21 protein-coding genes and 1 riboswitch are annotated in these 24155 nt (G+C 50.7%); of the genes, 14 read left to right on the forward strand and 7 right to left on the reverse strand.

Translation table 11 applies throughout. The features are described from left to right. The first annotated feature begins 242 nt into the window (after positions 1–242). The 7 genes from AR333_RS01595 to AR333_RS01625 all read left to right on the forward strand — a co-directional run bounded on the left by AR333_RS01595 (position 243) and on the right by AR333_RS01625 (position 6642). Entirely contained in the window at positions 243–1328 is a 1086-nt protein-coding gene (locus tag AR333_RS01595; protein WP_068773603.1) for an ABC transporter substrate-binding protein, read from the forward strand. 23 nt (positions 1329–1351) lie between these two features. Continuing rightward, positions 1352–1624, forward strand: a complete 273-nt coding sequence (locus tag AR333_RS01600) for a hypothetical protein (RefSeq protein WP_172798787.1) — start codon at positions 1352–1354, stop codon at positions 1622–1624. Position 1625: 1 nt separating this feature from the next. After that, positions 1626–2183, forward strand: coding sequence for an OsmC family protein (locus AR333_RS01605; RefSeq protein ID WP_068773605.1), 558 nt, complete (start codon positions 1626–1628; stop codon positions 2181–2183). A 41-nt stretch (positions 2184–2224) separates the two neighbouring features. Next, entirely contained in the window at positions 2225–3205 is a 981-nt protein-coding gene (gene cysK / locus AR333_RS01610; protein ID WP_253735691.1) for a cysteine synthase A, read from the forward strand. 131 nt (positions 3206–3336) lie between these two features. Continuing rightward, positions 3337–3570, forward strand: a complete 234-nt coding sequence (locus tag AR333_RS01615; RefSeq protein WP_068773606.1) for a hypothetical protein — start codon at positions 3337–3339, stop codon at positions 3568–3570. A 242-nt stretch (positions 3571–3812) separates the two neighbouring features. Next, the gene (locus AR333_RS01620; RefSeq protein WP_156430806.1) at positions 3813–5324 is read left to right on the forward strand and encodes a UDP-N-acetylmuramoyl-L-alanyl-D-glutamate--2,6-diaminopimelate ligase; all 1512 of its coding nucleotides are present in this window, start codon (positions 3813–3815) and stop codon (positions 5322–5324) included. Between the two features lies 1 nt (position 5325). Further along, a complete protein-coding gene (locus tag AR333_RS01625; RefSeq protein ID WP_068773608.1) occupies positions 5326–6642 on the forward strand; it encodes a peptidoglycan bridge formation glycyltransferase FemA/FemB family protein in 1317 nt (438 codons plus the stop codon). Positions 6643–6719: 77 nt separating this feature from the next. Here AR333_RS01625 and AR333_RS01630 read toward each other — a convergent pair whose 3' ends face one another. After that, positions 6720–7382, reverse strand: a complete 663-nt coding sequence (locus AR333_RS01630; protein ID WP_068773609.1) for a hypothetical protein — start codon at positions 7380–7382, stop codon at positions 6720–6722. 242 nt (positions 7383–7624) lie between these two features. Further along, positions 7625–8347 carry a hypothetical protein gene (locus tag AR333_RS01635; protein WP_068773610.1) on the reverse strand — a complete coding sequence of 241 codons (723 nt, stop codon included), beginning with the start codon at positions 8345–8347 and terminating at the stop codon, positions 7625–7627. Positions 8348–8659: 312 nt separating this feature from the next. Here AR333_RS01635 and AR333_RS01640 point away from each other — a divergent pair, with 312 nt between their 5' ends. From AR333_RS01640 to AR333_RS01650, 4 genes are all read left to right on the forward strand, one after another. Beyond that, positions 8660–9202 carry a hypothetical protein gene (locus AR333_RS01640; RefSeq protein WP_156430807.1) on the forward strand — a complete coding sequence of 181 codons (543 nt, stop codon included), beginning with the start codon at positions 8660–8662 and terminating at the stop codon, positions 9200–9202. A gap of 159 nt (positions 9203–9361) precedes the next feature. Next, positions 9362–10417: a CotH kinase family protein gene (locus AR333_RS01645; protein WP_068773611.1), complete on the forward strand. Its 1056-nt coding sequence runs from the start codon at positions 9362–9364 to the stop codon at positions 10415–10417. 51 nt (positions 10418–10468) lie between these two features. Next, positions 10469–10666 carry a hypothetical protein gene (locus tag AR333_RS24485; protein ID WP_156430808.1) on the forward strand — a complete coding sequence of 66 codons (198 nt, stop codon included), beginning with the start codon at positions 10469–10471 and terminating at the stop codon, positions 10664–10666. A 38-nt stretch (positions 10667–10704) separates the two neighbouring features. After that, positions 10705–11241 (forward strand): DinB family protein, encoded by a 537-nt coding sequence (locus tag AR333_RS01650; protein WP_068773612.1) that lies wholly within the window; start codon positions 10705–10707, stop codon positions 11239–11241. Positions 11242–11306: 65 nt separating this feature from the next. On the opposite strand, the gene AR333_RS01655 is transcribed toward AR333_RS01650, so the two are convergent. Next, a complete protein-coding gene (locus AR333_RS01655; protein ID WP_068773613.1) occupies positions 11307–11507 on the reverse strand; it encodes a hypothetical protein in 201 nt (66 codons plus the stop codon). 1 nt (position 11508) lies between these two features. After that, positions 11509–12510, reverse strand: coding sequence for a TIR domain-containing protein (locus tag AR333_RS01660; protein ID WP_068773614.1), 1002 nt, complete (start codon positions 12508–12510; stop codon positions 11509–11511). Between the two features lie 660 nt (positions 12511–13170). Between AR333_RS01660 and AR333_RS01665 the strand changes: the two genes are divergently transcribed. After that, positions 13171–14841: a ribulokinase gene (locus AR333_RS01665; protein WP_068773615.1), complete on the forward strand. Its 1671-nt coding sequence runs from the start codon at positions 13171–13173 to the stop codon at positions 14839–14841. Positions 14842–15033: 192 nt separating this feature from the next. Here AR333_RS01665 and AR333_RS01670 read toward each other — a convergent pair whose 3' ends face one another. The 3 genes from AR333_RS01670 to AR333_RS01680 all read right to left on the reverse strand — a co-directional run bounded on the left by AR333_RS01670 (position 15034) and on the right by AR333_RS01680 (position 18953). After that, positions 15034–15963, reverse strand: a complete 930-nt coding sequence (locus tag AR333_RS01670; RefSeq protein WP_068773616.1) for a Gfo/Idh/MocA family protein — start codon at positions 15961–15963, stop codon at positions 15034–15036. 250 nt (positions 15964–16213) lie between these two features. Then, positions 16214–17113 (reverse strand): rhodanese-related sulfurtransferase, encoded by a 900-nt coding sequence (locus tag AR333_RS01675; protein ID WP_068773617.1) that lies wholly within the window; start codon positions 17111–17113, stop codon positions 16214–16216. Between the two features lie 295 nt (positions 17114–17408). Beyond that, positions 17409–18953: a catalase gene (locus AR333_RS01680; RefSeq protein WP_253735777.1), complete on the reverse strand. Its 1545-nt coding sequence runs from the start codon at positions 18951–18953 to the stop codon at positions 17409–17411. A 904-nt stretch (positions 18954–19857) separates the two neighbouring features. After that, positions 19858–19939: riboswitch (cyclic di-GMP riboswitch) on the forward strand. 140 nt (positions 19940–20079) lie between these two features. Here AR333_RS01680 and AR333_RS01685 point away from each other — a divergent pair. Both AR333_RS01685 and AR333_RS01690 read left to right on the forward strand, forming a co-directional pair. Further along, entirely contained in the window at positions 20080–22761 is a 2682-nt protein-coding gene (locus AR333_RS01685; protein WP_253735692.1) for an EAL domain-containing protein, read from the forward strand. A gap of 24 nt (positions 22762–22785) precedes the next feature. Further along, the gene (locus AR333_RS01690; RefSeq protein ID WP_068773619.1) at positions 22786–24120 is read left to right on the forward strand and encodes an ABC transporter substrate-binding protein; all 1335 of its coding nucleotides are present in this window, start codon (positions 22786–22788) and stop codon (positions 24118–24120) included. The last annotated feature ends 35 nt before the right edge of the window (positions 24121–24155 follow it).

Below are 24155 nucleotides of genomic sequence, written 5' to 3' on the forward strand. Positions count from 1 at the left end.
AATATTTTCCATATAAAAAGTATGTAAGTAAATAGGTTTAATCGGAATTAGTTGACCGGTTATCTGGAAACTAAACGCGATTCTTCCCCGGGGAGGAACGTGTTTAGTTTTTTTTATGGCTATTTTATGGTTGGGAGGAGGCTAGGGAACCTTGTGAACCGCACCCGAGAATCGGATAAAACAGCCTAAATCAGAAGCGGCGGATCGAACCGCTGAATATGTACGGACGGGAGTGGATATGGATGAGAAAATTAACGTTAATCGGCGCGGCATCCGTGATTATGGCAGTCAGCTTAACAACGGGCTGTTCCAACAAACCGGCAGAGAAAGCGGCAAGTACTCCGGAACCTGCTGCCACAACCGCTGGGGGGGAAGCACCTGCAGGAAGCTCTTCTCAGGACCCCGCCGTCAAGAAAGCTGCTTTCAAAACCGGAAATAAAATTAATGTGGCTTATTCCGGGGGAACATGCGATGCGCCTACTTTCGTAGCTTGGAAGAATGGCTTTTTTGAAGCCGAAGGGCTGGATCCCCAGATGACTAAGATGGATTTCAACACGCTGAAGAACGGGATCGCAACGGGCAAAATAGACGGAACCCAGGGCAATTTCTCCTGGTTCAAGCCTGCCGAGCAGGGACTGGACGTTAAGCTGACCGGCGGCCTGCATGCAGGCTGCATTCAAGCGGTCGCTCCCAAGAACTCCAGTGTAAAGGCCGTAAAGGATCTCAAAGGAAAAACGGTCGGTGTCGATGTGATCGGCGGCGGTCCTATGATTACCCTGTCAATTGAGCTCAAAAAGCATGGCATCGATCCGAAGAAGGATGTGCAGTGGCGGGTATACCCGTCCGATCAGTTGGTTACGGCAGCGGAGAAACGAGAAATTGATGCCTTTATCGTCTGGGATCCCGTGGGGGAGAAAGCCATCAACGAGAAGGATTATACGCTCCTGCTCAGCAATGCCAGTGACGAGCCTTACAAATCGGGATTCTGCTGCTACGCTTTTGTCAGTGGCGAATTGGCCAAGAAAGATCCGGAGAAGGCAGCGGCATACACCCGGGCCATGCTGAAGGCGGCCGAGTATGTAGGCACTCACCAGAAAGAGGTCGCCCAGCTTGAAGTGGATAACAAATTTGTAGGGGCGGATGTCGCAACTAATGAGAGACTGTTGAACAATTACGTGTGGAGACCGGGTGTGAACAATGCGATAGAGAATGCGAATTTCTTTATTAAAGAGCAGAAAGAGCAGGGGATTCTCGATGCAGCCACGGACGAGAAGGCCTTGGCAGAACGGCTGATTTTCAAGGCCATACCGGATTATAACGGCAAATAATCAGACGGATAGAGGTGCTTGACTTGAGAATGACCAAAGTATCGGCCGTCCTGCTTCTTGGATGGGCGCTTCTAAGTCATACCGCCTACTCGCCGGGTTCAGCGCAAGCGGAGGGAACCGGGACTCAGCAGGAGCTGCCGCCCTGTCACCTTCCGGCTGGCGGGACTGCCGGAGGCGGCGCAGCGCCGGGTGCCGGAGCGGTTCCGGCGGGATGGACGAACATTACCTTTGCCGGACAGCCAGTAACAGCCGGTCCGGCTGAGGAATCTGCGGAAGATAGAGCGGAAGGAGAATAATATGAGCGGATTAAACGATTATCTGGCCGCCAAAAAACAAGCGATTGATAAGCGCGAAGAGGAGCGACGCCAGAGTTCCCCGGTTCCATCGGAGGTGCTGACGGCACGCGTGAGAGCTAAGGATCGGAGCGGAATCCGTGAAATCCGCATCCGGAATTACCAGATCATCAGCGACAGCCCTCCGGACTACGCCGGGTATGATCTCGGACCGAGTTCTCCGGAGCTGCAGCTCGGTGTTCTAGGCAGCTGCCTGACTCACATCACCCTCATACAAGCTGCGATCCGGGGGGTTCGGCTGGATTCGCTCGAGGTTGAAGTCGAGGGTGACCAGCACAAATACGGGGGCAAACCCGGTTATGAGGAAATTCCATTCTGGCCGCACAATCTGCGCTATACGCTGCACATCGAATCTCCGGCATCGGAGGAAGAGATCACGGAACTCTACGGGGCGGTAGAGAAGGTGTGCCCTATCCTGAATTTGTTAGCCAATCCGCAGACAATCACGGGGCGTATTCTACATACGGCCGGCAGCGGGCAGGCGAAGGAAATTACCGTCTAATCCTGAGAATAGACGCATTGGGAGGAAAAGGAGGAGAGCAGATGATGAAGCAGATTCTGCCTGACGGAACCCCTTCCGTGCTAGGCTTGAGTTCCAGGCTGGCAGGCAGTGTTCTGGAACTGATCGGGGACACTCCCGCCGTGAAGATCAGGCGCCTCCTTGGGGAGGACGATGCAGACCTGTATGTGAAGCTGGAATATTTCAACCCCGGCGGAAGTGTGAAGGACAGAGCGGCACGCTATATGATCGAGCAGGCGGAGCATGAAGGAAGGCTGCAGCCCGGCGGCACCATTATTGAAGTGACCAGCGGGAATACCGGGATCGGACTGGCAATCGTGGCGGCAGCAAGAGGCTACCGGCTGATCGTGATCATGTCGGATAACATGTCAGTAGAGCGTGTGAGGCTGCTGAAGGCTTACGGGGCAGAGGTCGTCATTTATCCGGCCGATGAAAAGATCGAAGGAGGCATCCGCCGGGCGAAGGAACTGGAGAGTCGTATTCCCGGCAGTTTCCTCCCTATCCAGTTCGATAACAGGGGAAATGCGGATATCCACCGGTTTACAACGGCACTGGAAATTTGGGAGCAGATGGACGGCAGACTGGATGCATTCGTTTCTACATCGGGTACCGGCGGTACGATTACGGGCACCGGGGAGGCGCTGCGGGAGAAGCTGCCGGACTTGCGGATTATTGTGGTGGAATCCGGCTGCTCGCCGCTATTGTCCGGGGGCGAGGCCGGTCCGCACCGTATTCCCGGGACAAGTCCGAGCTTCATCCCCTCCATCTTGAATACCTCTCTTTATGATGAGGTGCTGCAGATTGAAGATGAGGACGCCCATCATACGGCAAGAGAGCTGGTCCGCAAAGAAGGCCTGCTTCTCGGACCTTCTTCAGGGGCCGCCGTCTGGGCGGGCATTCAGGTTGCGAGGAAGCTCGGCAGGGGGAAGAAAGTGCTGTGCATTGCCCCGGATACCGGGGAAAGATATTTGAGCACGGAGCTGTTCGAGCCTGCGGTTAAATAACTTTCGGGTATTACCTGCATGGGCAGGCTGATAACAAGATCGTTGTTCGTCAATAATAATGGAATATTATGTATATCCCGTGAAGAGAGTTTGTTATACTTGAAAGGAGTGAGGGATAAGGAGGATCAGCGATGCAAAAGCATGGTACTCAACAGGTGAGAGAAGAAGAGGAACATTTAATCCACCGGGCAGAAATTCAATCTTTTAATGATGCAACCGAACATAACCGGACGATACTGGGTGTCCCCGACAAGAAAGTCGATTTAAAAAGCATGCCGAAGCCTTTACGCTGGTTTGCTTATTGTGTAGGTATTTTATTTGTTCTGATGGTAATTGGTATGCTCATTCAATATTTGAACGGTTAGTACGATAAATGTTTGCAATATTTAGTATGGGAATGATTTCGATAGGCGATATAGAAAAGGCGCGCAAGCCGGTAATCCGGCTGGCAGCGTCTTTTTTGCGCTTTTACAGCGTGGAATAATATTCTGGCAGCAAGCTTTACAAGTTAGAAACATTCTGAAATGTCCGCGAAACAAGTGTCCTTTAAGCTCGGAAGAATGTAAACGAAACTATTAAGTAAAGGACTGACGGCGCTTTGAACATAATGGAATTGCTGAAACCTCTGCGAAATAAGCAGATAGAGGGCTATACAGATACCGACATAACCGGACTAAGCGCCATTTCGGGTACAATTCGTCCAGGGGACATGTTCGTATGTTTGCCCGGAACGAAGTCGGACGGGCATTTGTTTATTCAGGATGCGGCACAGAAAGGGTGCGCGGCTATTCTTGCTGAAAGAATCATAGAGAATAGACCACCCGGGATTCCTTATATCGTCGTTCCGGATACCCGTAAAGCCATGGCAATCTTGGCGGATCAATTTTACGAGCATCCCTCTTATGGAATGAAATTGATCGGGGTGACGGGTACGAACGGCAAAACGACTACGTCTCATCTGATTGAACGCATTTTGAGCGACTATGGTCATAGAACCGGGCTGATCGGTACCTTAAGCATGAAGATAGATGAGCATGTGGAGAAGACGACACATACGACACCGGATGCCATTCATCTGCAGGCATTTCTTCGTAAGATGAAAGACCGGGGAGCGAAATACGGCGTGTTAGAAGTGTCCTCGCATGCTCTTGCCATGGGAAGAACAAGAGGCTGCGATTTCAAAACGGCAGTCTTTACGAATCTTACGCATGATCATCTGGATTACCACCAGGACATGAGCCGTTATCTGGAGGACAAAGCCCTTTTGTTCACGGGACTTGGCAATTCCTATGCCGGTAAGGAAGAGAAGACTGCGATCCTTAATGCGGACGATCCTGCCTCGGCGTATTTAGCGGCCCGGACCGCGGTACAGACGTTTACGTACGGAATACGCGAGCAGGCGGATGTCCGGGCTCGTAACGTTGAAATACGGCCGGACGGGACATGTTTCCGCGTAAAGACGCCTGTCGGGGAGGCTGACATACACCTTCGTATTACCGGTGAATTTAACGTGTACAACGCTCTGGCATCCATAGCGGCCTGTCTGGCAGAGGATATTCCGCTCGAATATATCCGCAGGAGCCTGGCTTCATTTGAAGGTATTGCAGGCCGGTTTCAGCCGGTCGATGCCGGGCAGCCCTTTCATGTGATTGTTGACTATGCCCACAATCCGGACGGTCTTGAGAATGCGATCGAGACTGCTCGCCGAATCAGTGGGGGCCGGGTTATCACAGTAGCGGGCTGTGAGGGAGACCGCGACAAGGCGAAACGGCCGTTAATGGCGGCTAAAGCGGCAGGTCTGTCGGACTGGGCCATACTTACATCCGATAACCCCCGCTCCGAGAATCCCGAGGCGATTCTGGCTGATATGACTAAAGGGATTCCTCCTCAGGATGAGCCGCAGTGGGAAGGCATCGTGGAACGGCGAGAAGCGATTTACCGGGCGCTTTCTTATGCACGGGAAGGAGATTGTGTACTTATAACAGGTAAAGGTCATGAACAGCGGCAAATCTTTGCGGAGAACCGGTCGGTCCCCTTTGACGATGCAGAAGTGGCCCTGGAATGGCTGAAGGCCGCCAAGTTTGAATCCGAACCGGCCGGAAAAGGAGGAAAGCATTAACGTGAAGTTTACCGATCAAATAGATGCAGGCACATTCGACAATTTCGTATTGAATTCGTATTCGGCACATTTTATGCAGACCACCGCCTGGGCGGAGCTGAAACGTGCTTCGGGCTGGCAGATGCGAAGAGTGGGGGTCATGAATGGCGATAGAATTGCGGGGGCGTCGCTGGTGCTATTGCGGCCTATCCCCAGGACCCGCTATAGCATCGGCTACGCACCCCGCGGTTATCTCCTCGATTACAGCGATGCCCGAGTTGTAGAGGAAATGACCCGGGGAATCCGTGAATGGGCCCGCAAGCAGCGGATCGTATTCCTGATCTTGGATCCCGAGCTTGTCGTAGCTGTGCGTGACAATCAACAAGCGGACATTGAGCTTGGAGGAAAGCCGGATCAAGCTGTAGAACGGATGAAGAAGCTGGGCTATCTTCATGACGGGGATGAACTTGATTTTAACGGCGTTCAGCCCCGGTTTACTTTTCAGCTGCCGCTGGGGTACGAAGAATCGGTTCTTATGGACGGTTTTCACCGCAAAACTTTATACAATATCCGGCTGGCGGCCCGCAAAGGGGTAGAGATTGTTAAAGGCACAGAGGCCGATATCGGCACCTTTGCCCAGATTATGGCGGTGACGGGCAAAAGAGACGGTTTTGTTACCCGGGATGCCGACTATTTCAAGCGCTTGTACAGGGAACTGCATCCAGCCGGACTAGCTGAACTTTATGTGGCCAAGATCAACCCGTCACGGGCAATCGAACATCTGAAGAAGGGGCTTGAGCAGGCCAGGCAGGAAGCTGAAAACCTGGATAAACGACTCGCGAAAGATGCGGGGAATCTTGCAGAAGAGGATAAACTCGCGGAGATAACCAGTAAATTGGAAATTTTAAAGAGCAGAATAGCAAAATATTCGCAATCTATTGCCGAGATGGAAGAAATTAAGCTTTCTCATCCGGAGGGGCTCGTCGTGTCTGGGGCCATAGAGACGTTTGCTGGCAAAACAGCCTGGTATGTATACGGCGCGAGCGACAATGTATTCCGTGACTATATGCCGAACTACCTGCTGCAATGGGAAATGATCCGTGAAGCCAAACGCAGAGGCTGTACGACATACGATTTCGGAGGCATTTCGGGGGATGTATCTCCGGATAATCCTCTTTGGGGGCTTTACGCATTCAAGAAGGGATTCGGGGGTCAATTTGTTGAGTTTGCAGGAGAATTCACATATGTGTTCAACAGGCCGCTGTACAAGCTGTGGACAACCGTGTTTCCTATGCTGCGCAGCGTACGGAAGCGGCTGATGAGCCTACGAAGGAGTTAGAGAAAAAGCGCACAGACCCGGTATCCATGCGATACGTAGTCTGCACGTAAACTTCTTGTCCCCTATTCGGTTAGCTTTTATGGGATATGAATGGTTTTTACATGGCTGGTGTGCATAAATAAATGTTTGCCATTGGCTGTGATGAGTTCGAGCATGTTGTTCTCAACCGCATTTAGACGTCCAATCTTATTGGAATCTTCCCCGAGATCGAATACGACCAGTTCACCGATGAGCTTTTTGAGCTGTTGCTCGAACGTCCTGGATAACGTTGTTCCTGTCGGCTGGAGCGGGAAACGGTCCTGACTTAGATAATAAGGTGTTGTATTGGTTTCATAGGGGGTGATGGTTTTGACATGTTCAAGAGATACGTAAACCGTGCGGTATACCGGGGAGAAGAATACGAAGAAATCATTCATGATACTGGTGACGTAACCGTGGACGGATTGCGTCCCCGAAATGTATATTTCTGCAAAAATACCTTTCGCATTCATCAGAATTTTGCGGTAAGCGATATCCGAATGATCGAACGGCATTTCCGGTTTCACGGTGAGGTTGTTAGCGGGGTCTTCGCTTAGCGTCATATTCTGCAAATGAATGGTCGGTATATAGATGAATTGTGCGCCATTATGAACGACGAGAATATCATTCCCTACATCGATTAAACAGCCCCGGATGGGTAGTTTTTTGCCGGACAGCCCGATATCCACGTATTTGCCTATAAAAGAGTGCAGCAGCTTCACCACAGGTCCTCCTTTCAGTTTCAGATGTTTCAGATTGAAGGCTCGGTGTATCGTGCCAACCTTACTTTCTTCATAATCCTCCGGCTAACATCCGGATGCCCCTCGGTTTAGCAGGGAGGGCGGCCGTTATTGTACGGCCGCCGTTGTAATTCGGATAGGATCTTGCAGTGGGGATTAGAATGTAGGTCGGGGAGGTTGCTTAGGATCTTAGGATCATTCAACGTTCATTCAACATGGATTCCTTAGAAGAACATCCGGAAAATATTGTTACGGTGTGTACCATGTGAATGATTTCCGCGAGTCTGATTTCCTTTTGTCTGGTTCCCGTGTGAATGATTTCCGCGAGTCTGGTTTCCTTTTGTCTGATTCCCGCGTGTTTGGTTTCCGCGAGTCTGGTTTCCTTTTGTCTGGTTCCCGCGTGTTTGATTTCCGCGAGTCTGATTTCCTTTTGTCTGGTTCCCGCGTGTTTGATTTCCGCGAGTCTGATTTCCTCTTGTCTGGTTTCCTTTGGACTGGTTCCCTTTGCTTCCATCTTTTTTGTTGCCGCCGCTTTTACTGCCCGCGAGGCTGATGCTTTTAATGTGGAAAACCAAGATTCGGACGACTTCGTTCTTAACGACCAGCACAACATAGTCTTTTCTGACCTCCGCAATGACACCCTCGATTTTCTCTGGTCCCCCGCGGTTGATTTGTACAAATTTTTGATGAAACTTCTTAAGAAGCTCATAGAAATCATAGGCGGATATGGATTTCGGATTATCGGAATAAACGTTGTTACTTCCGCCTTCCGTTACGCTTTTAACATGAGAAGCGTTAATATACACGATTCCTTCATTGGTTTGTACAGTAAGGTAGTCAGAGTGCACGTGAATCAGTTTACCTGTAATTGAATCCGGACCGCCCCGGTTTACTTTGACTTCTTCGCCTATCAAATTCGTAACATAACCCAATTCGTTAGCAGACATATTCGCTTTCCCCTCTCAATAATAAGTTTGTGGTTTGCTTGCTTACGGATTTCTCCTATAGAAGCTTGGCGCCGGCAGCGTGAGATGATCCGCCTCCTTTCATTTGTCATTTCGCTCTATCTGTAATCTATTTATATGTGCCGTATATCAATCGGTACTGGTTGTCTATCTATTTATTATTGAATCCGCTTATACTCCCTGAGCAAAAGGTAACGGATAATCTCTCATTTGATGAAAGAGTAAACCTATGACTATACCGCTCTGTGAATAAAAGAATAGGATGTACTATCTTAATAGAGGGAGGCAAATCATATGGAGAAATTCCCGGATTTGTTCGAAGCATGGTGGAAAGAGGAAGAGGAAGAAGCGCAGGCTGTTACAAGTAAAAGAAAACACCGTACGCACGGAACAAGAGGTGACCGTACGCACGGAACAAGAGGAGACCGCACGCACGGAACAAAAGGAGACCGTACGCACGGAACAAGAGGAGACCGCACCTGCGGTAATCGCACGCACGGAACAAAAGGAGACCGTACGCACGGAACAAAAGGAGACCGTACGCACGGAACAAGAGGAGACCGCACCGGAGGCAACCGCACGCACGGAACAAGAGGAGACCGCACCGGAGGCAACCGCACGCACGGAACAAGAGGAGACCGCACCGGAGGCAACCGCACGCACGGAACAAGAGGAGACCGTACCGGAGGCAACCGCACGCACGGAACAAGAGGAGACCGCACCTGCGGTAATCGCACGCACGGAACAAGAGGAGACCGCACCGGCGGCAACCGCACGCACGGGACCAAAGGGAACCGTTCATTCGGCAAGTGCATCCGGCCTATCAGATGGATATAGTAGTAAGTTGAATTATAGATGACCGGTGCCAGCCGGAACCCGTTCTGAAGGATGACAACCGCCGTGCCGTCCTGCATTCGAATCGAATATGGTAACGTAACACGAACAGCCTATCCCTAGGGATAGGCTGTTTGCTTATAGCGAAAGGTGGAAAAACCTATGTCGCTTCCTAAGTTCCACATTACGATGGGGACGGAAGAGAAACAGCAGCTGAGCCGGAATATATGGAGCCGCCAGTTTGTCAAAGCCTCGCTTTCAGACGGGCGCAGCACGACACCTATTCAGATCAGATACCGGGGAGGACATACCCGCGAGTACGCTAAGAAATCGTATGAGATTCGGTTAAAAGGAAAGACCTATCATTTAAACGCGGAATATGACGATCCTTCCTTGATCCGCAACGCATTGTCGTTTCGTTACTTCCAGATGATCGGTGTACCCAGTCCGCATACCCGTCATATTGTTATTTGGATCAATGGCAGAAGTGAAGGCATCTATTTACTTATAGAAGCAGTCAAGCGTTCTTTTTTCCGGCGAAGAGGAATTATCGCACGATCTTTGATGTATGCCAGCAATGACAGTGCAGGCTTCTCGCTTATCGATCCCGAAACGGGAAAGCCGAAGCGCTCGTTATTCGAAGGATATAACCTTATTAAGGGCTCGGTAGAAGACCGTACGCGTCTGAAATTGTTCATCCGTTCTTTAAATACATTCAAGGGGGAGCGGCTGCAGCGGTTGTTAACGAAACGGATTGATGTCAATAATTACTTGCGCTGGCTGGCCGGGGCCGTCATGACCGGGAATTACGACGGTTTTGAACATAATTATGCGATATACGAACACAAGGCTACCCGGCGTTACCGGATGATCCCTTGGGATTATGAAGGAAGCTGGGGGAGGAATTGCTACGGCAAGCTGGTAGGCAGCGATCTTGTCCGGATTACCGGTTACAACACGCTAACACGGAAGCTGCTGTCGTACCCGGCCATTCGTAAGCAGTACCAAACCGTATTGTCTAATCTGCTGGAAACCTCCTTCACTTCAGACGCAATTATGCCTATCGTTCATCGCCTTCACAGCCGGCTTATTCCCGATATTTATGAGGACCGCAGCCGCAAATGGCCTGCATCCGTATTTGAGTCCGAGCCGGGCGTCATTAAGAAATATATAGAAGACAGGCGTAAAGACTTGAAGGAAGGGTTAAGATCGTTATAACTTGTTTGTTTTCTACGCAGCAAAAAGCCAATAGAACCCCGCAGCCGGTACATGCGGGGTTCTATTGTTGACTCGTACGGCCGTGTTCGGCCAGGCGGCTATTACCGGACGGAAGTCACGGATTGCGAAGATTTACCTCATCGCCAAATCGGCGGACCGGCGCCGAGCCGGTCGAGTGAAGCGGGCATTAAGGCCGCCTCAGACGAACTTTCTGTCAGGAAAGGGTCTGCGGGCTTTTTTGACGAATAGAAATGAGATAGCAGGAGGATGAATGGGAGGAGCCGCCTATGTTATTTGCGGAATTGGAGCCTTTTCTGGATAAGAAACGGAAGGAACTGCTGGAAGCCTTGTCGGCATTCGGCAAGAATGAACGTGAGTATACCGAATATGAAGGCGGATGGAATATAAGTGAAATTGTGGAGCATTTGTGTATCGTGGAAGAGCAGGTGATTCACACGATCGGCCAAATGCTGCGGGATGCCCCTTCAAAGCCGACTGAGAGTGAAGAGGACAAAATCGTCGATATCACGGAGATTTTCCGGCGGAATGGTCTGCTCGGCAGCCGCAAGCAGTCACCGCCGGAAGCGGTTCCTGCCGGAACTTGGGGATATGACGCGGGGCTGTACAGGTTAGCAGAGGTTCGAAGCCGGCTGAAAGCATACCTGCCGGAACTGGCTGGCCGGGCAACCAACGGCATTACCGCCAGGCATCCGCTCGGTGTGGAGCTCAACGTCTGCCAGTGGGTGCTTTTCAGCGCTTTCCATGAGTGGGCTCATCTCCATCAAATAAAACGAATCCGCCAGGCGCATGACCCGGCCTTGTAGCCCGGATACAACAAATAAGCCCGCTTCCTTCAATACGAAGGAGGCGGGCTCTTCAATAAGTCCGGTTAGCCGCGCATGTATACGGGCGTCTCATAAATGGCTTCTTTCTCAAATACTAGCTCAAACGATTGTTCATTACCGTCTACGGACGGGCCAATGGAGTATACGTGGCCGCCTTGTTTCGGCTGGGCCAAGATTTTGCCTGCAGATTTGGCGGAACGCCGGCGTTTGAGGCCGCTGTTCATTCTGTTTCTGACCGGTTTCATCTTATTCCCCTCCCAGCAGATCATTAATCGAACTAATCAGTTGTCCGTTCACTTCGGTCATGTCATTTAACTGGGCTGCGCTTAACGTGGCCTGACCGATCATATGCACCGTCAGCGCATACTTTCTAGCTACAGGATAACATACCAAATATTCATTTTCAATGGAGGAGGAGTGTAAATGCATGGTGACGCGGTTGTTCAAATGGGCATCCACGACAAGAATTCGTTTGTCCCCGGGCTGAAGATGGTCATTCGCTTGGAGCGGATAGGTACGGTCCTTCATGCCTATGCCCGTGGTGCCGGCCACTTGTGTAATCGTCGTCTCTCCTGCAAGGTGGACCGTTACGCCCTTCACGGTAAATTGCGCAGGGCATGTATACGATAGCCGGATGCCCTCGCTTAACGTCTGCAGGCTAGCATCATCAGGCTCAAAGGGCACACCCTTAAGTAGAGTACGGAACAGACGGAGAATCCGTGCCAGCTGCGGGACCGTTGTGCCGTTGTGCAGACAGCCGATTTCCCGCATCTTGCGCTTGATGGAGCTGCATGCCGCCGCCGTTGCAGGAACCCACTGCTCATCCGTCCGGCGGATTTCGTAGGTCAGTGCGTTCATACCGAACAAGTCGGAAGGAGTACGCAGCCCTTCGACATCCGCATCATGGACATTCTCGGGTACGTGGTCCGGCAGAAGGAAAAAGACACGCTCCCTGCCGAGCTGGCTCATGAACAGGCCCATTTCAAAAATCGTGTTGTCCCGGGCGGCTGCATACTGTTTCCCGCGGATCTGGACCACATCATCCGTAGCCAGAATAAAAAGTGCGAAGTCGCTGCATTTGACCTGCTTATCCAAATCTTCCATGGTGTACCGGCCGGGATTGAAGGTGCCTGCGAACCAAGGGTTCACTTGGGCAACCGGGGCCAAATTCTCAAGCACGCCTTCTGCAATCGGAATTGCTTCTCTGGAAGAGCCTATAAAGACCTTGGGTTTCAACTGCGGATCCATTAGGTCCCCCCTTTACCGAAAGTTACCTTCCCCTTTTAAAAATAGCGCAACACAGAGGTTTTGTCCACGCCGGTAACCTCCTCAATATTACTCTTCAACCTTCTTCTTTTTTATTCTAAACTAATGGGCAGAGACTCATTATTAATTGGAAACGGCGCTCAACCATCAAAAGGACAAAGCAGATTATGTTAATTCGCTAGTCGGAGCATGTAAACATCTATCATAACTTTAATTTAACCAAAAAATATGGTTCTGTCGGTGCGTACGTTAATATTCCTGATAATAAATATATTCAATACCCCCATCTCCTCCTCAGTTCTAAAATGAGAAACATAGTAACCTCGCCGGATTTCATTGGGCGGTTGTACCGGTGCTGCAAAGCAACAAGAATTAATAGCGGAGCTTTTTTTAAACAGAGGAAGGATATCGGACAGAGGTAGCAGAAGATATTCATGATACCCGCGACTAACGGTCAGATCGGACATAGCCAAGGAGCGGTTCGTTCTTGATTCAAAAAAAGAAGGCGCTTACAAAGCTCCTCTTCGTATTCGTATAACAAGACTGCCGGGTGAATGATAAGAATCCGCGTGGATAAAACAGGAAAGTACAAGTATTCGCAGGGATAATATGCATCCAGTATATAAGAGGGGAGTTATAACATTGAACAAACGATATGTCATCGGGATTGACTTCGGAACAGAATCCGGGCGGGCTGTCCTTGTGGACGCAGGCAATGGGGAAGAGATATCCGATCATGTGACAGTCTATCCGCATGGCGTTATAAATGAGGCTTTGCCCGATTCGGGCAAGCTGCTTGGGCCGGATTGGGCGCTTCAGCAGCCGGATGACTATCTGGAGGTGCTGCGCCGTTCCGTACCGGAGGTACTCCGCAGTTCATGCATTGATCCTGCGCAGGTGATCGGGATCGGGATCGATTTCACATCGAGTACCGTGATGCCTGTAGATAAGGCGGGAACTCCGCTTTGCCTGCTTGAGGCATACAAGGACGAGCCTCATGCCTACGTAAAGCTATGGAAGCATCATGCGGCCCAGAGGCAAGCGGACCGGTTGAATGAAACTGCCGCTGTCAGGGGCGAGGCTTTCTTAGAGCGGTACGGAGGCAGGACTTCCTCCGAATGGATGGTTCCTAAAGCCTGGCAGGTGCTCAGCGAGGCTCCGCAGCTGTATGAAGCTGCGGACCAGTTCTTGGAGGCGGCTGACTGGGTCGTGCTGCAGCTGACGGGCCGTGTCGTGCGCAGCAGCTGCTGCGCCGGGTACAAGGCCTTGTGGCACAAGACCGATGGCTACCCGGAGCCGTCCTTCTTCGCTGAGCTGGACCCGGGGCTGGAGCACTTCGCAGAGACGAAGCTTCGCGGGACTCCGGTACCACTCGGGACCAAGGCGGGCGGGCTCACGGCTGAGGCGGCCGCGATGACGGGACTGTGCCCCGGCACAGCCGTCGCTGTGGGCATCATTGACGCCCATGCGGCCGTACCGGCTGTGGGAGCGGTACACGCCGGACAGATGGTGATGGCGATGGGAACATCGCTGTGCCACATTCTGCTCGGCGACCGGGAGATCCACGTCGAGGGCATCTCCGGCGTGGTCGAGGACGGCATTATACCCGGCTTGTTCGGATATGAAGCGGGTCAACCCGCCGCAGGCGATATCTTCGGCTGGTACGTGGAGCAGGGCGTGCCGGGATATGTCGAGCGGGAAGCCGCCGCGCAGAACATCAGCATCCATGCCTGGCTCGAGAGCCGGGCCGCACGGCTTGCGCCGGGCGGGCACGGGCTGCTCGTGCTCGACTGGTGGAACGGCAACCGGTCCGTACTCGATAACGCGGGCCTCAGCGGTATGATCCTCGGCTTGACGCTGGGCACCAGGCCCGAGGAGATTTACCGCGCGCTGCTGGAGGCGACTGCCTTTGGCACTCGCAAAGTGATCGAGACCTTCGAAGCCGCGGGGGTCCAGGTGGAGCAGCTGTATGCCTGCGGCGGGCTGCCTCAGCGCAACCGGCTGCTCATGCAGATTTACGCGGATGTGACAGGCCGCGAGATCCGGCTTCCGGCTTCGAAGCAGACGACCGCACTCGGCGCCGCGATGTTTGGAGCGGTAGCCGCCGGAGAGGAGCATGGCGGCTACCGCTCCATCGCGGATGCGGCCGCCAAGATGGCCCGCCTGCGCGAGGAGACGTACCGGCCGAATCCGGCGAACACGGCCTACTACGAAGAGCTGTACCAAGAATACAACCGGCTGCATGATTATTTCGGCCGGGGCGGAAGCGACGTGATGAAGAGGCTGAAGGAGATGAGGCTGGGACGTTGTTAAAGTCCATAAGCCTCCGCTTTAAGCGGCTTTAAGCGGCTTTAAGCGGATTTAAACGATAACAGGGCACAGGATCGCCGGGCAAAAGCGATATACTGAAGCCGCGCTCCAAAACATCAAAGAGCTGGCACCTTTTCTTAAGGCGTCAGCTCTTTGATGTTTTTTTCATTTATCACGTCAGCAGGTATGGAGGTCTTACTCGCCGCCCCATGCAGCTGCACCCTGCTTGAGCACCTCGGTAACGACCAGCTCGCAAATGCGGTGTGTTTCCAGAGAGTCTTGCGCAGATGGAGAGGGCGGGTGGTTCTCCCGGATGGATGCCAGGAAATGGTCGATAATCTGGTGGAAGCCTCTCCGGTACAGCACAGGGTCCCAGTCGTTGAATTTCAGGAAACTTTCTTCTTTTCCTGCAAGACTAGTGGTGCTGTTCAAATCTTTGACAATCCATTTTTTCCCCGGGCTCATCAATTCTACTATTTCTTCACTGCTTCCGCTGTCCCGGTTCATGATACCGACGGCCGTAAAACCTTCTCCGCCGAGTTGAAGCATAACATGATGGAGGCGCCCGTCCTCCTGATGGGAGATGACACGGATATCCTTAATTTCACCCGGGGCCAAGAAGCGCAGCGTATCCACGACATGAATGAAGTCATCGTATACAAAAGGTCTCGCATAGCCCGGGGAAGGGGGTCTGTTTTTCTGCATCAGGATCATACGCGGGTTTTCTTTTTCTTTGAGCGAAGCGTACATAGGCGCAAAACGGCGGTTAAATCCGACCATTAAGGTGCGGCCTGTTGTTTCTGCAAGCTCCACCAGCTCGCGAGATTCTTCGTATGTATAAGACAACGGCTTATCCACATACACATGAATACCGCTGCGGAGCAGCTTGCTGACAAGTGCGGGATGGGATTCCGTAGCCGAGTGGACGAATGCGGCCTGAATTCCGCCGGCTATTAAGGCGTCTACGTCTGTAACATGCTCCGCAACGCGGTAGGTGGAAGCCAAGTCTTTCAGGGTGGCATGATTGCGCGTACAGAAAATCAGTTCGATATCTGGTCTCGCGGTAATCACAGGCAGATAGGCTTTCTGAGCGATGTCGCCAAGCCCGATAATTCCGATTCTCATCGAATTCCTCCTCTTATGTGTCTGACTACATTATACAGGAACACAGGTGACAGATTCTATTCCGGGCAGTTGATAGGATTATACGCTTACGGTTGCTGCATGAATAATCCGGAAAACATGCCAAAAACCTCCCTGTCCATGTAACAAGGAAAGGGAGGTTCGGGTAACGCCGGTTTAGACAGCCGCAGCCATTCCGTTTAATCTTTGAAAATTGCAAATGGCGGACTTAACCGGACCGCAAACGCTGTGCTTAGCGGGCAGTAAGCACAAGTTCTTCGCATTCATCCGAGCAGCAGCTGCTGTGCGCTTCTTCGCACTCTTCACAGCAGATGTGCTGAAGGTGGCAGAAATCATTCGCGCAGTTGATGAAGGTATCGGCAGGCTTGCCGCAATGATGGCACTTACCTACGACAATATCCTCGTCTGTGCGGTTAATCGGCACGGAAATCCGCTCATCGAATACGTAGCATTTGCCGTCAAATAATCTTCCTTTGACTTCAGGATCCTGGCCGTATGTGACAATTCCGCCCTCAAGCTGGGCTACGTCCTGGAAGCCTTCCTTGATCAGGAACCCGGTCAGCTTCTCACAGCGGATGCCTCCGGTGCAGTACGTGAGAATCGGCTTGTCCTTGAGCTCGGCCATGTTCTCCCGGATCCAGTCCGGAAATTCCCGGAAAGATTCAATGTCGGGACGGATAGCATTGCGGAAGTGGCCCAGATCGTATTCATAGTTGCTCCGGCCGTCCAGAACGATCACGTCTTCCTGCTGGAGCTGCTCGTGAAACTCCGCAGGCGACAGTCTTTTCCCTCCGATGACATTGGGATCCAGCTCCTCTTCGTAACGGAAGGTAACGAGTTCCTTTTTGTGGCGGACGAACATTTTTTTGAAAGCATGCTCGTCAGCCTCATCAATTTTGAATACCATGTCGGCAAAAAGAGGGTTCGCATGCATATCGGCCATATATTGATTCGTCTGCTCGACCGTACCGGATACAGTACCGTTGATGCCTTCGGCTGCAATAAGAATACGGCCTTTGAGACCGAGGTCTTTGCAGTATTGGCGGTGCTGAACTGCAAATTGCTCCGGCTCGGGAATAGGGACGAATTTATAGTAAAGGAGGATTCGGAAATCTTTAGCGCTGTTGTTCATTTGAGTACCACCTGTTCTAATGAAAATAAATTAAAAGCACCTTGAAAATAACAGAAACTAGCCGATTAATCAACAACGGTAGAAAAGGGTGATCCCTTTTCTACCGCTATCGAGGAGTATCATGAGGATACCCTAATAATTATAAAAGATTACAGGTACATAGTAAATACAAAACGGCTCATAAATCACTTCCGGGCTCCATGCGATTCGTTGCCCGCAGCTTGCACACGGCAAACCAGTCAGTGAGCAGAACGGGTGCGCGGTTTCTGCTCACAACGGGTACTGGTTCAGCTTGTTAATAACCGTCCGTTTGATGGCCGGATTTCTCGGCGATATCCGCGCCTTCCCGGGCAGGTACGGTTCCGATGTGTCTGGACTGCGCATCGGCTTTTTTGAGTCCTTCCGCCACACGGCGGCCGTAATCCGCATCCGCTTGAGTGAGGTTATGGATCATTTTATCCCGGACGACCGGGCTACTGACGAGCAGAGCATCGACCAAGTTGGCGATGAGCTCATCTTTCTCCCAGTCTTCGAATTTGCGGTAAGTATCTCCGGCCTGCCCGAAGTCATTAGGGCGGCTGATCTTGCGCCTGACCAGTTTGTCGCTGTAGGAAGGCTCATGATCGGCACCCTGCGGAGCTGCCTCCTGAAGCCCTCCAAGTGAGGACGGCTCGTAGTTCACATGAGGATTCTGGCCCGGCGCCCGGTCTACGAAATAAGTCATCTGGCCATCCCGCTGATTTGTGGCTGCGTGTTTCTTGGGTGCATTGACCGGAAGATGGAGATAGTTCGTGCCGACACGGTGACGCTGGGTATCCGAGTAAGAGAAGGTGCGGCCTTGCAGGAGTTTGTCGTCCGAGAAATCCAGCCCGTCCACTAACACCCCGGTACCGAATGCCGCCTGCTCGACTTCCGCAAAATAATCTTCAGGATTCTTGTTCAGCACCATCTTGCCGACCGGCAGAAACGGGAACTGTTCATGATCCCATAATTTGGTCGGATCCAGCGGATCGAAATCAAGCTCGGGATGTTCATCGTCGCTTAGGATTTGAACGCTGAGTTCCCACTCCGGATGGTCACCGCGTTCAATCGCTTCGTACAAATCCTGAGTAGCGTGGCTGTAATTCTTCGCTTGTATCTCTTCCGCTTCTTTCTGGGTCAGGTTGCGGATCTTGTTGTTGATCGGCTCCCAGTGATACTTGATGAGTACTCCTGTGCCTTCTTGATTAACCCACTTGTACGTGTTAACCCCCGAGCCCTGCATCTCTCTGTAGCTGGCCGGTATTCCCCAAGGCGAGAACAGGAAGGTGGCCATATGGGTGGATTCCGGTGAACTGCTCAAGAAATCAAACATCCGCTCGATATTTTGAATGTGAGTGACGGGGTCTGGTCTAAAGGCATGCACCATATCCGGGAATTTCAGAGGATCACGGATGAAAAATATTTTCAGATTATTGCCGACAAGATCCCAATTGCCTTCTTCCGTGTAAAACTTCACTGCAAAACCACGGGGATCACGAAGGGTTTCCGGTGAATGTCCGCCGTGTACGACCGTGGAGAACCGCACGAAGACGGGGGTACGTTTGCCTGCCTCCTGAAAGAGCTTGGCGCGCGTATATTTGGCGACAGGCTCATTGCCGACTTTGCCGTAGGCTTCAAAATAACCATGAGCACCTGCACCGCGTGCATGTACAACGCGCTCAGGAATTTTCTCCCGGTCAAAGTGCGAGATTTTCTCTAGAAAGTGGTAGTTCTCCAGTGTGGAAGGACCGCGGTCACCGACTGTGCGGATGTTCTGATTATCCGTAATAGGGTGGCCTTGACGGTCCGTTAAGGTCATTCGCTGTTCACCCGGAGCCAGGCGCTCGTCTGATGGGCCGCCGACGCCAGTTACCGCCGTACCGCTCGGAATTTCTTCTTTCATAAAGGTGCTTCCTCCTGTCTAAAATGAATTGTTACCATTATTTTCGAAAAGGAACCATTCTATGCATGTTTTAAAATGCTCGGGAAATGGGGCTAAAGTAGGAGCTGTATACATGCCGGCTTCCAATTAATTCATATGAATTTCCAGAATTGAAAGCTTGTTTGCACGATTTGTAAAGGTGATATCCGCAGCTTTAAGTCCTGATGGAGAATCTGGACAGCTTTTCAATTAGGGAGGATACCGAGATTAAAAAGCATCGTCCGTGAGTGAATTTGACAAGTTGCAGAATCGGAGAACCTGCTTCTTTTTATAGCGTCCCGGGGAGAGCCGAAGAGCCCGCCGATTTGTTTGACGATGATGAATAACGTCAGGGAAGTTTGTCCGAGACGATTCTTATTCGCAACGGGAATACGCTTCTAAAGCCATTCAAAGGATGCTTTGCAGCCGAACCGGATCGATTTTACGCAGAAATCAATAACAGCCAATCTTGCTTGCATTCGTCGAAAAATCCACAACAACCCCTTCAGACCGCAGTCTGATCCCATGGATTTTCTTTTGTGTACATTGCGGACAATCAAGGGATGGAAACGTATAATATTAAGGCTTTCTTGATTTTGTTGTCGAATGATTTATGGTATTATGTACCAGATAGAACCTGGATTTCGCTTAATGATATTCGTTAACTTCCTGGTAAATGTGTTTTCTTCTTAGAAGAATAAAAAACCGAGACTTTTGGACTATTTTTATAATAAACAAAAGAGGGGAAAACGAACGTCGCGTCGAATAAGGAATTATTAGCATAATAATAACGACAAAATTGAATTGATAAAGGCAAACTATGTGAAAGCATAGGACGCAAAGCCACGGGTCTTAAGCAGCAGCAAGACAGCCGGGTTACCGAATTTTGGGCGAGTAGAAGTAAAGGCTGCGGTGTTTTTGGTGCGGTCTTTTATTTTTGCCGTTAATCCGGGACGATTCCGGGCGTAGGGAGAACGGAGCGAATCGATTTTCGTACAATTTTCGGCAGAAATGGGGGACATCAGTGAAACAATTTGCATGGCTGGCAACAAAACGAGCTCGTATGGCGCTTATCTACCTGCTTTGTATCGCACTTGCTTTACTTTTTGAATATGGCAAGCTGCATCTTATTTATGGGATTACCTTTTCATTTTCGAGTATTTTTCTGTTAGTCGCCGTTTGCCTGTTCGGTGTTCGCTGGGGACTTATTGCAAGTGTCTTAGTTCAGGTTTGCTCGATCTTTATATTTCATAATCCGATGTTCGGCTGGATTTACTGTCTGGAGATTCTGATAATCGGACTCGTAAACCGCAGGAAGCCCGGCCAAATGCTGATGTGGGATGCGATTTACTGGTTTGCGCTAGGTTTGCCGGTGATGTACGGCATTTATTCGGGGTATTTCAGCTCCGTCTCACATGAACTGATCCTTATGCTGGTCTTGGCGCTGTGCAACGGATTGTTCAATGCGCTGATGGCGGAAATTGCACTGAATTATATTCCGTTTAGCCAATGGATAGAGCCTTCCCGCAAAAAAGACAGGACTTATTCCTATAGTAAGGTACTTTTCCATTTGTCTATTGTGGCCGTGGCGGTGCCGTCTCTGATGTACATCGTCATGAATAGTCGTTACTCGGATCGTGTGGCAACGGAAAACTCGTATCAGTTCGCGGTCAATGCAGCGAGCAGAATTCAGCAGGAGCTCAGCCTCTGGGGGAAGGAAGATGTTCTCGGAATTAAACTCAGAAGTAAATTACAAATCGGCTATTTGAAGCAAATTGTACAGAAATATACATCGGAGACGCTTACCAATATTGTCATTACCGATCACGAGGGCAGAGTGCTTGCTTCCAACGGCAAAGAAACCATACTCAACGGTAAGTATAACTGGCAAAGCGGCAAAAATGTCCTGGCTTTGCAAAAAGATTTCTACCGGGCACTTCCCAGCAGCAATCATCTCGTATTGCCGGCCCAGCAATGGAAAGAAGGCAGCTATATCTATAACAGCAGCCTGCCGGGGCTTCCGCTGAATCTCTACATTGAAATGGAGGTTCGTCATCATCAAGCAAACGTTTTTGCTCAGTTTATGAATCAATTATGGTACTTGCTGCTGTTCGCAGCTGCAGCCGCAGCTGTCGCGCATTTTCTCAGCCGGATGCTCGTGCAGGGGATATCGAAGCTGGCCTCTTCCACCACGGATCTGCCTCAGAAGCTCAAGGAAATGAAAGCGATTGAATGGCCGAGCAGCCGAGTGTTTGAAATCACTTCTCTGTCTTATAATTTCCGGCAGATGTCGCTCAACTTAATGCAGATGTTCCACGAATGGAAAACCATGAACGAACAATTGGAAGAGCAGACCTATAAGCTGAGGAAATCTGAAGAGAAGCTTCACCAGCTTGCGTTTTACGATATTTTATCGGGTCTTCCTAACCGGGTGTATTTTACAACGCATTTGCAAGAGCTCATTTTGGATTCTGCGGAATCCAACCGGTCCATTGCCGTAATGTTCGCCGATTTAAACCGGTTTAAGCAGATCAACGACACCCTCGGGCACGATGTAGGGGATTTGCTTCTCAAAGAAATTAGTGAGCGGTTTGCCTCCAGCCTGACAGAGAACTGCAAACTGTTCCGTATAGGCGGAGACGAATTCGTCATTCTGATGGAAGATGCGGATGAAGTCCGTGCCTGCGAAGTCATTGAGCGGATTTTTGCCTCTCTGGTGGAGCCTATCCGGCTGCTCAATTCGTCACTGTACAGCTCCGTCAGTATTGGCATCAGCATGTTCCCAAGAGACGGAGACAGTATGGATGTGATCGTCAAAAACGCGGATATCGCCATGTATTTTGCCAAAGCGCGGGGTGGGAACAGTTTTCACTTCTACGAGAAGAAATTGAATGACATGTTTGAAGAGGAAATGCTTTTGGACCACGGTCTGAGGGAAGCGCTGCAGAAAGATCAGCTGGTTCTTCACTACCAGCCTAAAGTGAATACGTTTACAGGAGCGATTTGCGGAGTCGAGGCTCTGGTCCGCTGGGAGCATCCTGAACTTGGCCGTATTCCTCCTGATAAATTCATCCCGCTTGCAGAAAGTTCCGGCCTTATTCTTAAAATCGATGAGTGGGTGCTGATGGAAGCGTGCAGGCAGAATAAAGCCTGGCAGGATGCCGGACTTCAGAAGATACCGATGGCCGTCAATTTATCCGGATTGCATTTTTCACAGACTCATCTCGTGGAACTGATCCAGCAGGTGCTGGAACAATCCGGATTGGATGAAAGATATTTGAACCTGGAAATAACCGAAGGCGTCTTTATCAAGAATGTAGATCCTGTCATTGATACTATTACCCGGATCAGAGATATGGGCATACAGCTTTCCATTGATGATTTCGGCACGGGCTATTCTTCCCTCAGTCAACTGCAGCGTCTTCCAATTTCCAATGTAAAGCTGGACCGCTCTTTTATTCATGACATCGCCGATGAACCCAAGAAGGCCGCAGTCGTGAAGGCCATTATTGATCTGGCCCACAGCATGAGGATGACCGTAGTCGCCGAGGGAGTCGAAACCAAAAATGAAATGAACTACCTGAAACAGTGCAAATGTGATGAACTGCAAGGCTATTATTTCAGCAGACCTCTGCCGGCTGATGAATTCTCAGCTTTGCTTGGCTCGGAAGACGACTGGAAGAAGCCTGCTGCAAGAACAGTCTAGCGGGTAATAGAAGGAGGGGTAAGAATGACTACCAAGCTGACAAGGCTTGCTATTGTTTTGCTGCTATGTATCGTGGCAGCTGCGGGTTGTGCGCCTTTTGCCAAACAAACCGCAATCCAAGAAGGGCAGGAGGTTAATCATAATACAATCCCTCCCAAAGAGGAGCCGGCAGAGAATATCGAACTTACGCTCTGGTCGCATTATAACGGATTTGAAGCGGCAATTGCCAAGTTTGAAGAACTAAATCCAAATGTGAAGATCAAAACGAAATTGTTTACTTATTCCGAATATGTATCCGCTTATTTGCAGGCCATTGCGGATGGAACGCCTCCTGATGTGATGATGGTCGACAGCGGGGATTTCGGACATTTTACGGCAATCGAAGGTTTGGAGAATTTGCTTAACGCACCTTATCAAGCGGGCAAATACGCCAAAGAATTTAGCCCCGCACTATGGGACAGCGCTATGGGGGCGGACGGGAAAAGCCTGATTTCGTTCCCGCTTGCGACAGGCCCGACCGTTACTTATTACCGGGCGGATATCTTAGAAAAGCACGGTTTTCCTTCTGAGCCCGAAGAACTGGCCATATATATGGAGGATCCGGCGAACTGGCTGAATATGGCCAGGAAATTAAGGGGTTCGGGTATTTACCTCACCCAGTGGGATAACGAAACGCTCCTTTTATTTGAGAAGACTATGGGAACGTTCGACCGCAAGCTGAATTTTATCCGCAGCAACCAGACCTTCTACAAAGCGGTGAGCATTGCCAAAACGGTCAATGATGAAGGACTCGAGGCTCATCTGGACATTTGGACCGATGCAGGAGTGAAGGCGGTACAGGAGGGAAATCTTGCGATGTTGTATCTGGGAACCTGGGGTGCGGCGCAGATAAAGAGCTGGGCTCCCGAGACGGAAGGGAAGTGGAGAGAAACGCGGCTGCCGTTCGGTTTATACGGCTGGCAGAACAGCTCCAATTTTGTTCTTCCATCGGACGCCAAAAACAAAGAGATGGCTTGGAAATTTATTGAGTTTGCCGTAACCGAGCAAAGCAAGGAAGGGTTATTCGGCGCGGTGCCCGCCTATCTGCCGGCACGCGGCAATGCCAAGGAACTTGCGGTCACCAATCCGTTTCTCGGAGGACAAAAGGCTTATGCGCTGCATGAAGAACTGATGTCCAAAGTACAGGAATTCCCGATTACTCCGCTTGATTACAAAGCACAGGAAGTATGGCAGAAGGGAATCATCGAAGGAATCGAACGCAAAAAAGATACTCAAAAAATTGTGGAAGAATCCCGGGCAGAGGTTGAGAAAGCCGTGCAAAGAGATAAAGAAATCCTTTTGGGTAATTTCAAGAATTAATTACAGACACCGGCACCGGCCGGACATACCAAAGC

It is taken from the genome of Paenibacillus sp. FJAT-26967, assembly GCF_001541095.1.
Classification (GTDB): Bacteria; Bacillota; Bacilli; order Paenibacillales; family NBRC-103111; genus Paenibacillus_F.

Excerpts from the sequence above, each read along its gene's own strand:
- AR333_RS01595 (WP_068773603.1), top strand. The coding sequence starts at position 243 with ATGAGAAAATTAACGTTAATCGGCGCGGCATCCGTGATTATGGCAGTC.
- AR333_RS01605 (WP_068773605.1), top strand. The coding sequence starts at position 1,626 with ATGAGCGGATTAAACGATTATCTGGCCGCCAAAAAACAAGCGATTGAT.
- cysK (WP_253735691.1), top strand. The coding sequence starts at position 2,225 with ATGATGAAGCAGATTCTGCCTGACGGAACCCCTTCCGTGCTAGGCTTG.
- AR333_RS01615 (WP_068773606.1), top strand. The coding sequence starts at position 3,337 with ATGCAAAAGCATGGTACTCAACAGGTGAGAGAAGAAGAGGAACATTTA.
- AR333_RS01620 (WP_156430806.1), top strand. The coding sequence starts at position 3,813 with ATGGAATTGCTGAAACCTCTGCGAAATAAGCAGATAGAGGGCTATACA.
- AR333_RS01635 (WP_068773610.1), bottom strand. The coding sequence starts at position 8,347 with ATGTCTGCTAACGAATTGGGTTATGTTACGAATTTGATAGGCGAAGAA.
- AR333_RS01640 (WP_156430807.1), top strand. The coding sequence starts at position 8,660 with ATGGAGAAATTCCCGGATTTGTTCGAAGCATGGTGGAAAGAGGAAGAG.
- AR333_RS01645 (WP_068773611.1), top strand. The coding sequence starts at position 9,362 with ATGTCGCTTCCTAAGTTCCACATTACGATGGGGACGGAAGAGAAACAG.
- AR333_RS24485 (WP_156430808.1), top strand. The coding sequence starts at position 10,469 with ATGCGGGGTTCTATTGTTGACTCGTACGGCCGTGTTCGGCCAGGCGGC.
- AR333_RS01650 (WP_068773612.1), top strand. The coding sequence starts at position 10,705 with ATGTTATTTGCGGAATTGGAGCCTTTTCTGGATAAGAAACGGAAGGAA.
- AR333_RS01655 (WP_068773613.1), bottom strand. The coding sequence starts at position 11,507 with ATGAAACCGGTCAGAAACAGAATGAACAGCGGCCTCAAACGCCGGCGT.
- AR333_RS01660 (WP_068773614.1), bottom strand. The coding sequence starts at position 12,510 with ATGGATCCGCAGTTGAAACCCAAGGTCTTTATAGGCTCTTCCAGAGAA.
- AR333_RS01670 (WP_068773616.1), bottom strand. The coding sequence starts at position 15,963 with ATGAGAATCGGAATTATCGGGCTTGGCGACATCGCTCAGAAAGCCTAT.
- AR333_RS01675 (WP_068773617.1), bottom strand. The coding sequence starts at position 17,113 with ATGAACAACAGCGCTAAAGATTTCCGAATCCTCCTTTACTATAAATTC.
- AR333_RS01680 (WP_253735777.1), bottom strand. The coding sequence starts at position 18,953 with ATGACCTTAACGGACCGTCAAGGCCACCCTATTACGGATAATCAGAAC.
- AR333_RS01690 (WP_068773619.1), top strand. The coding sequence starts at position 22,786 with ATGACTACCAAGCTGACAAGGCTTGCTATTGTTTTGCTGCTATGTATC.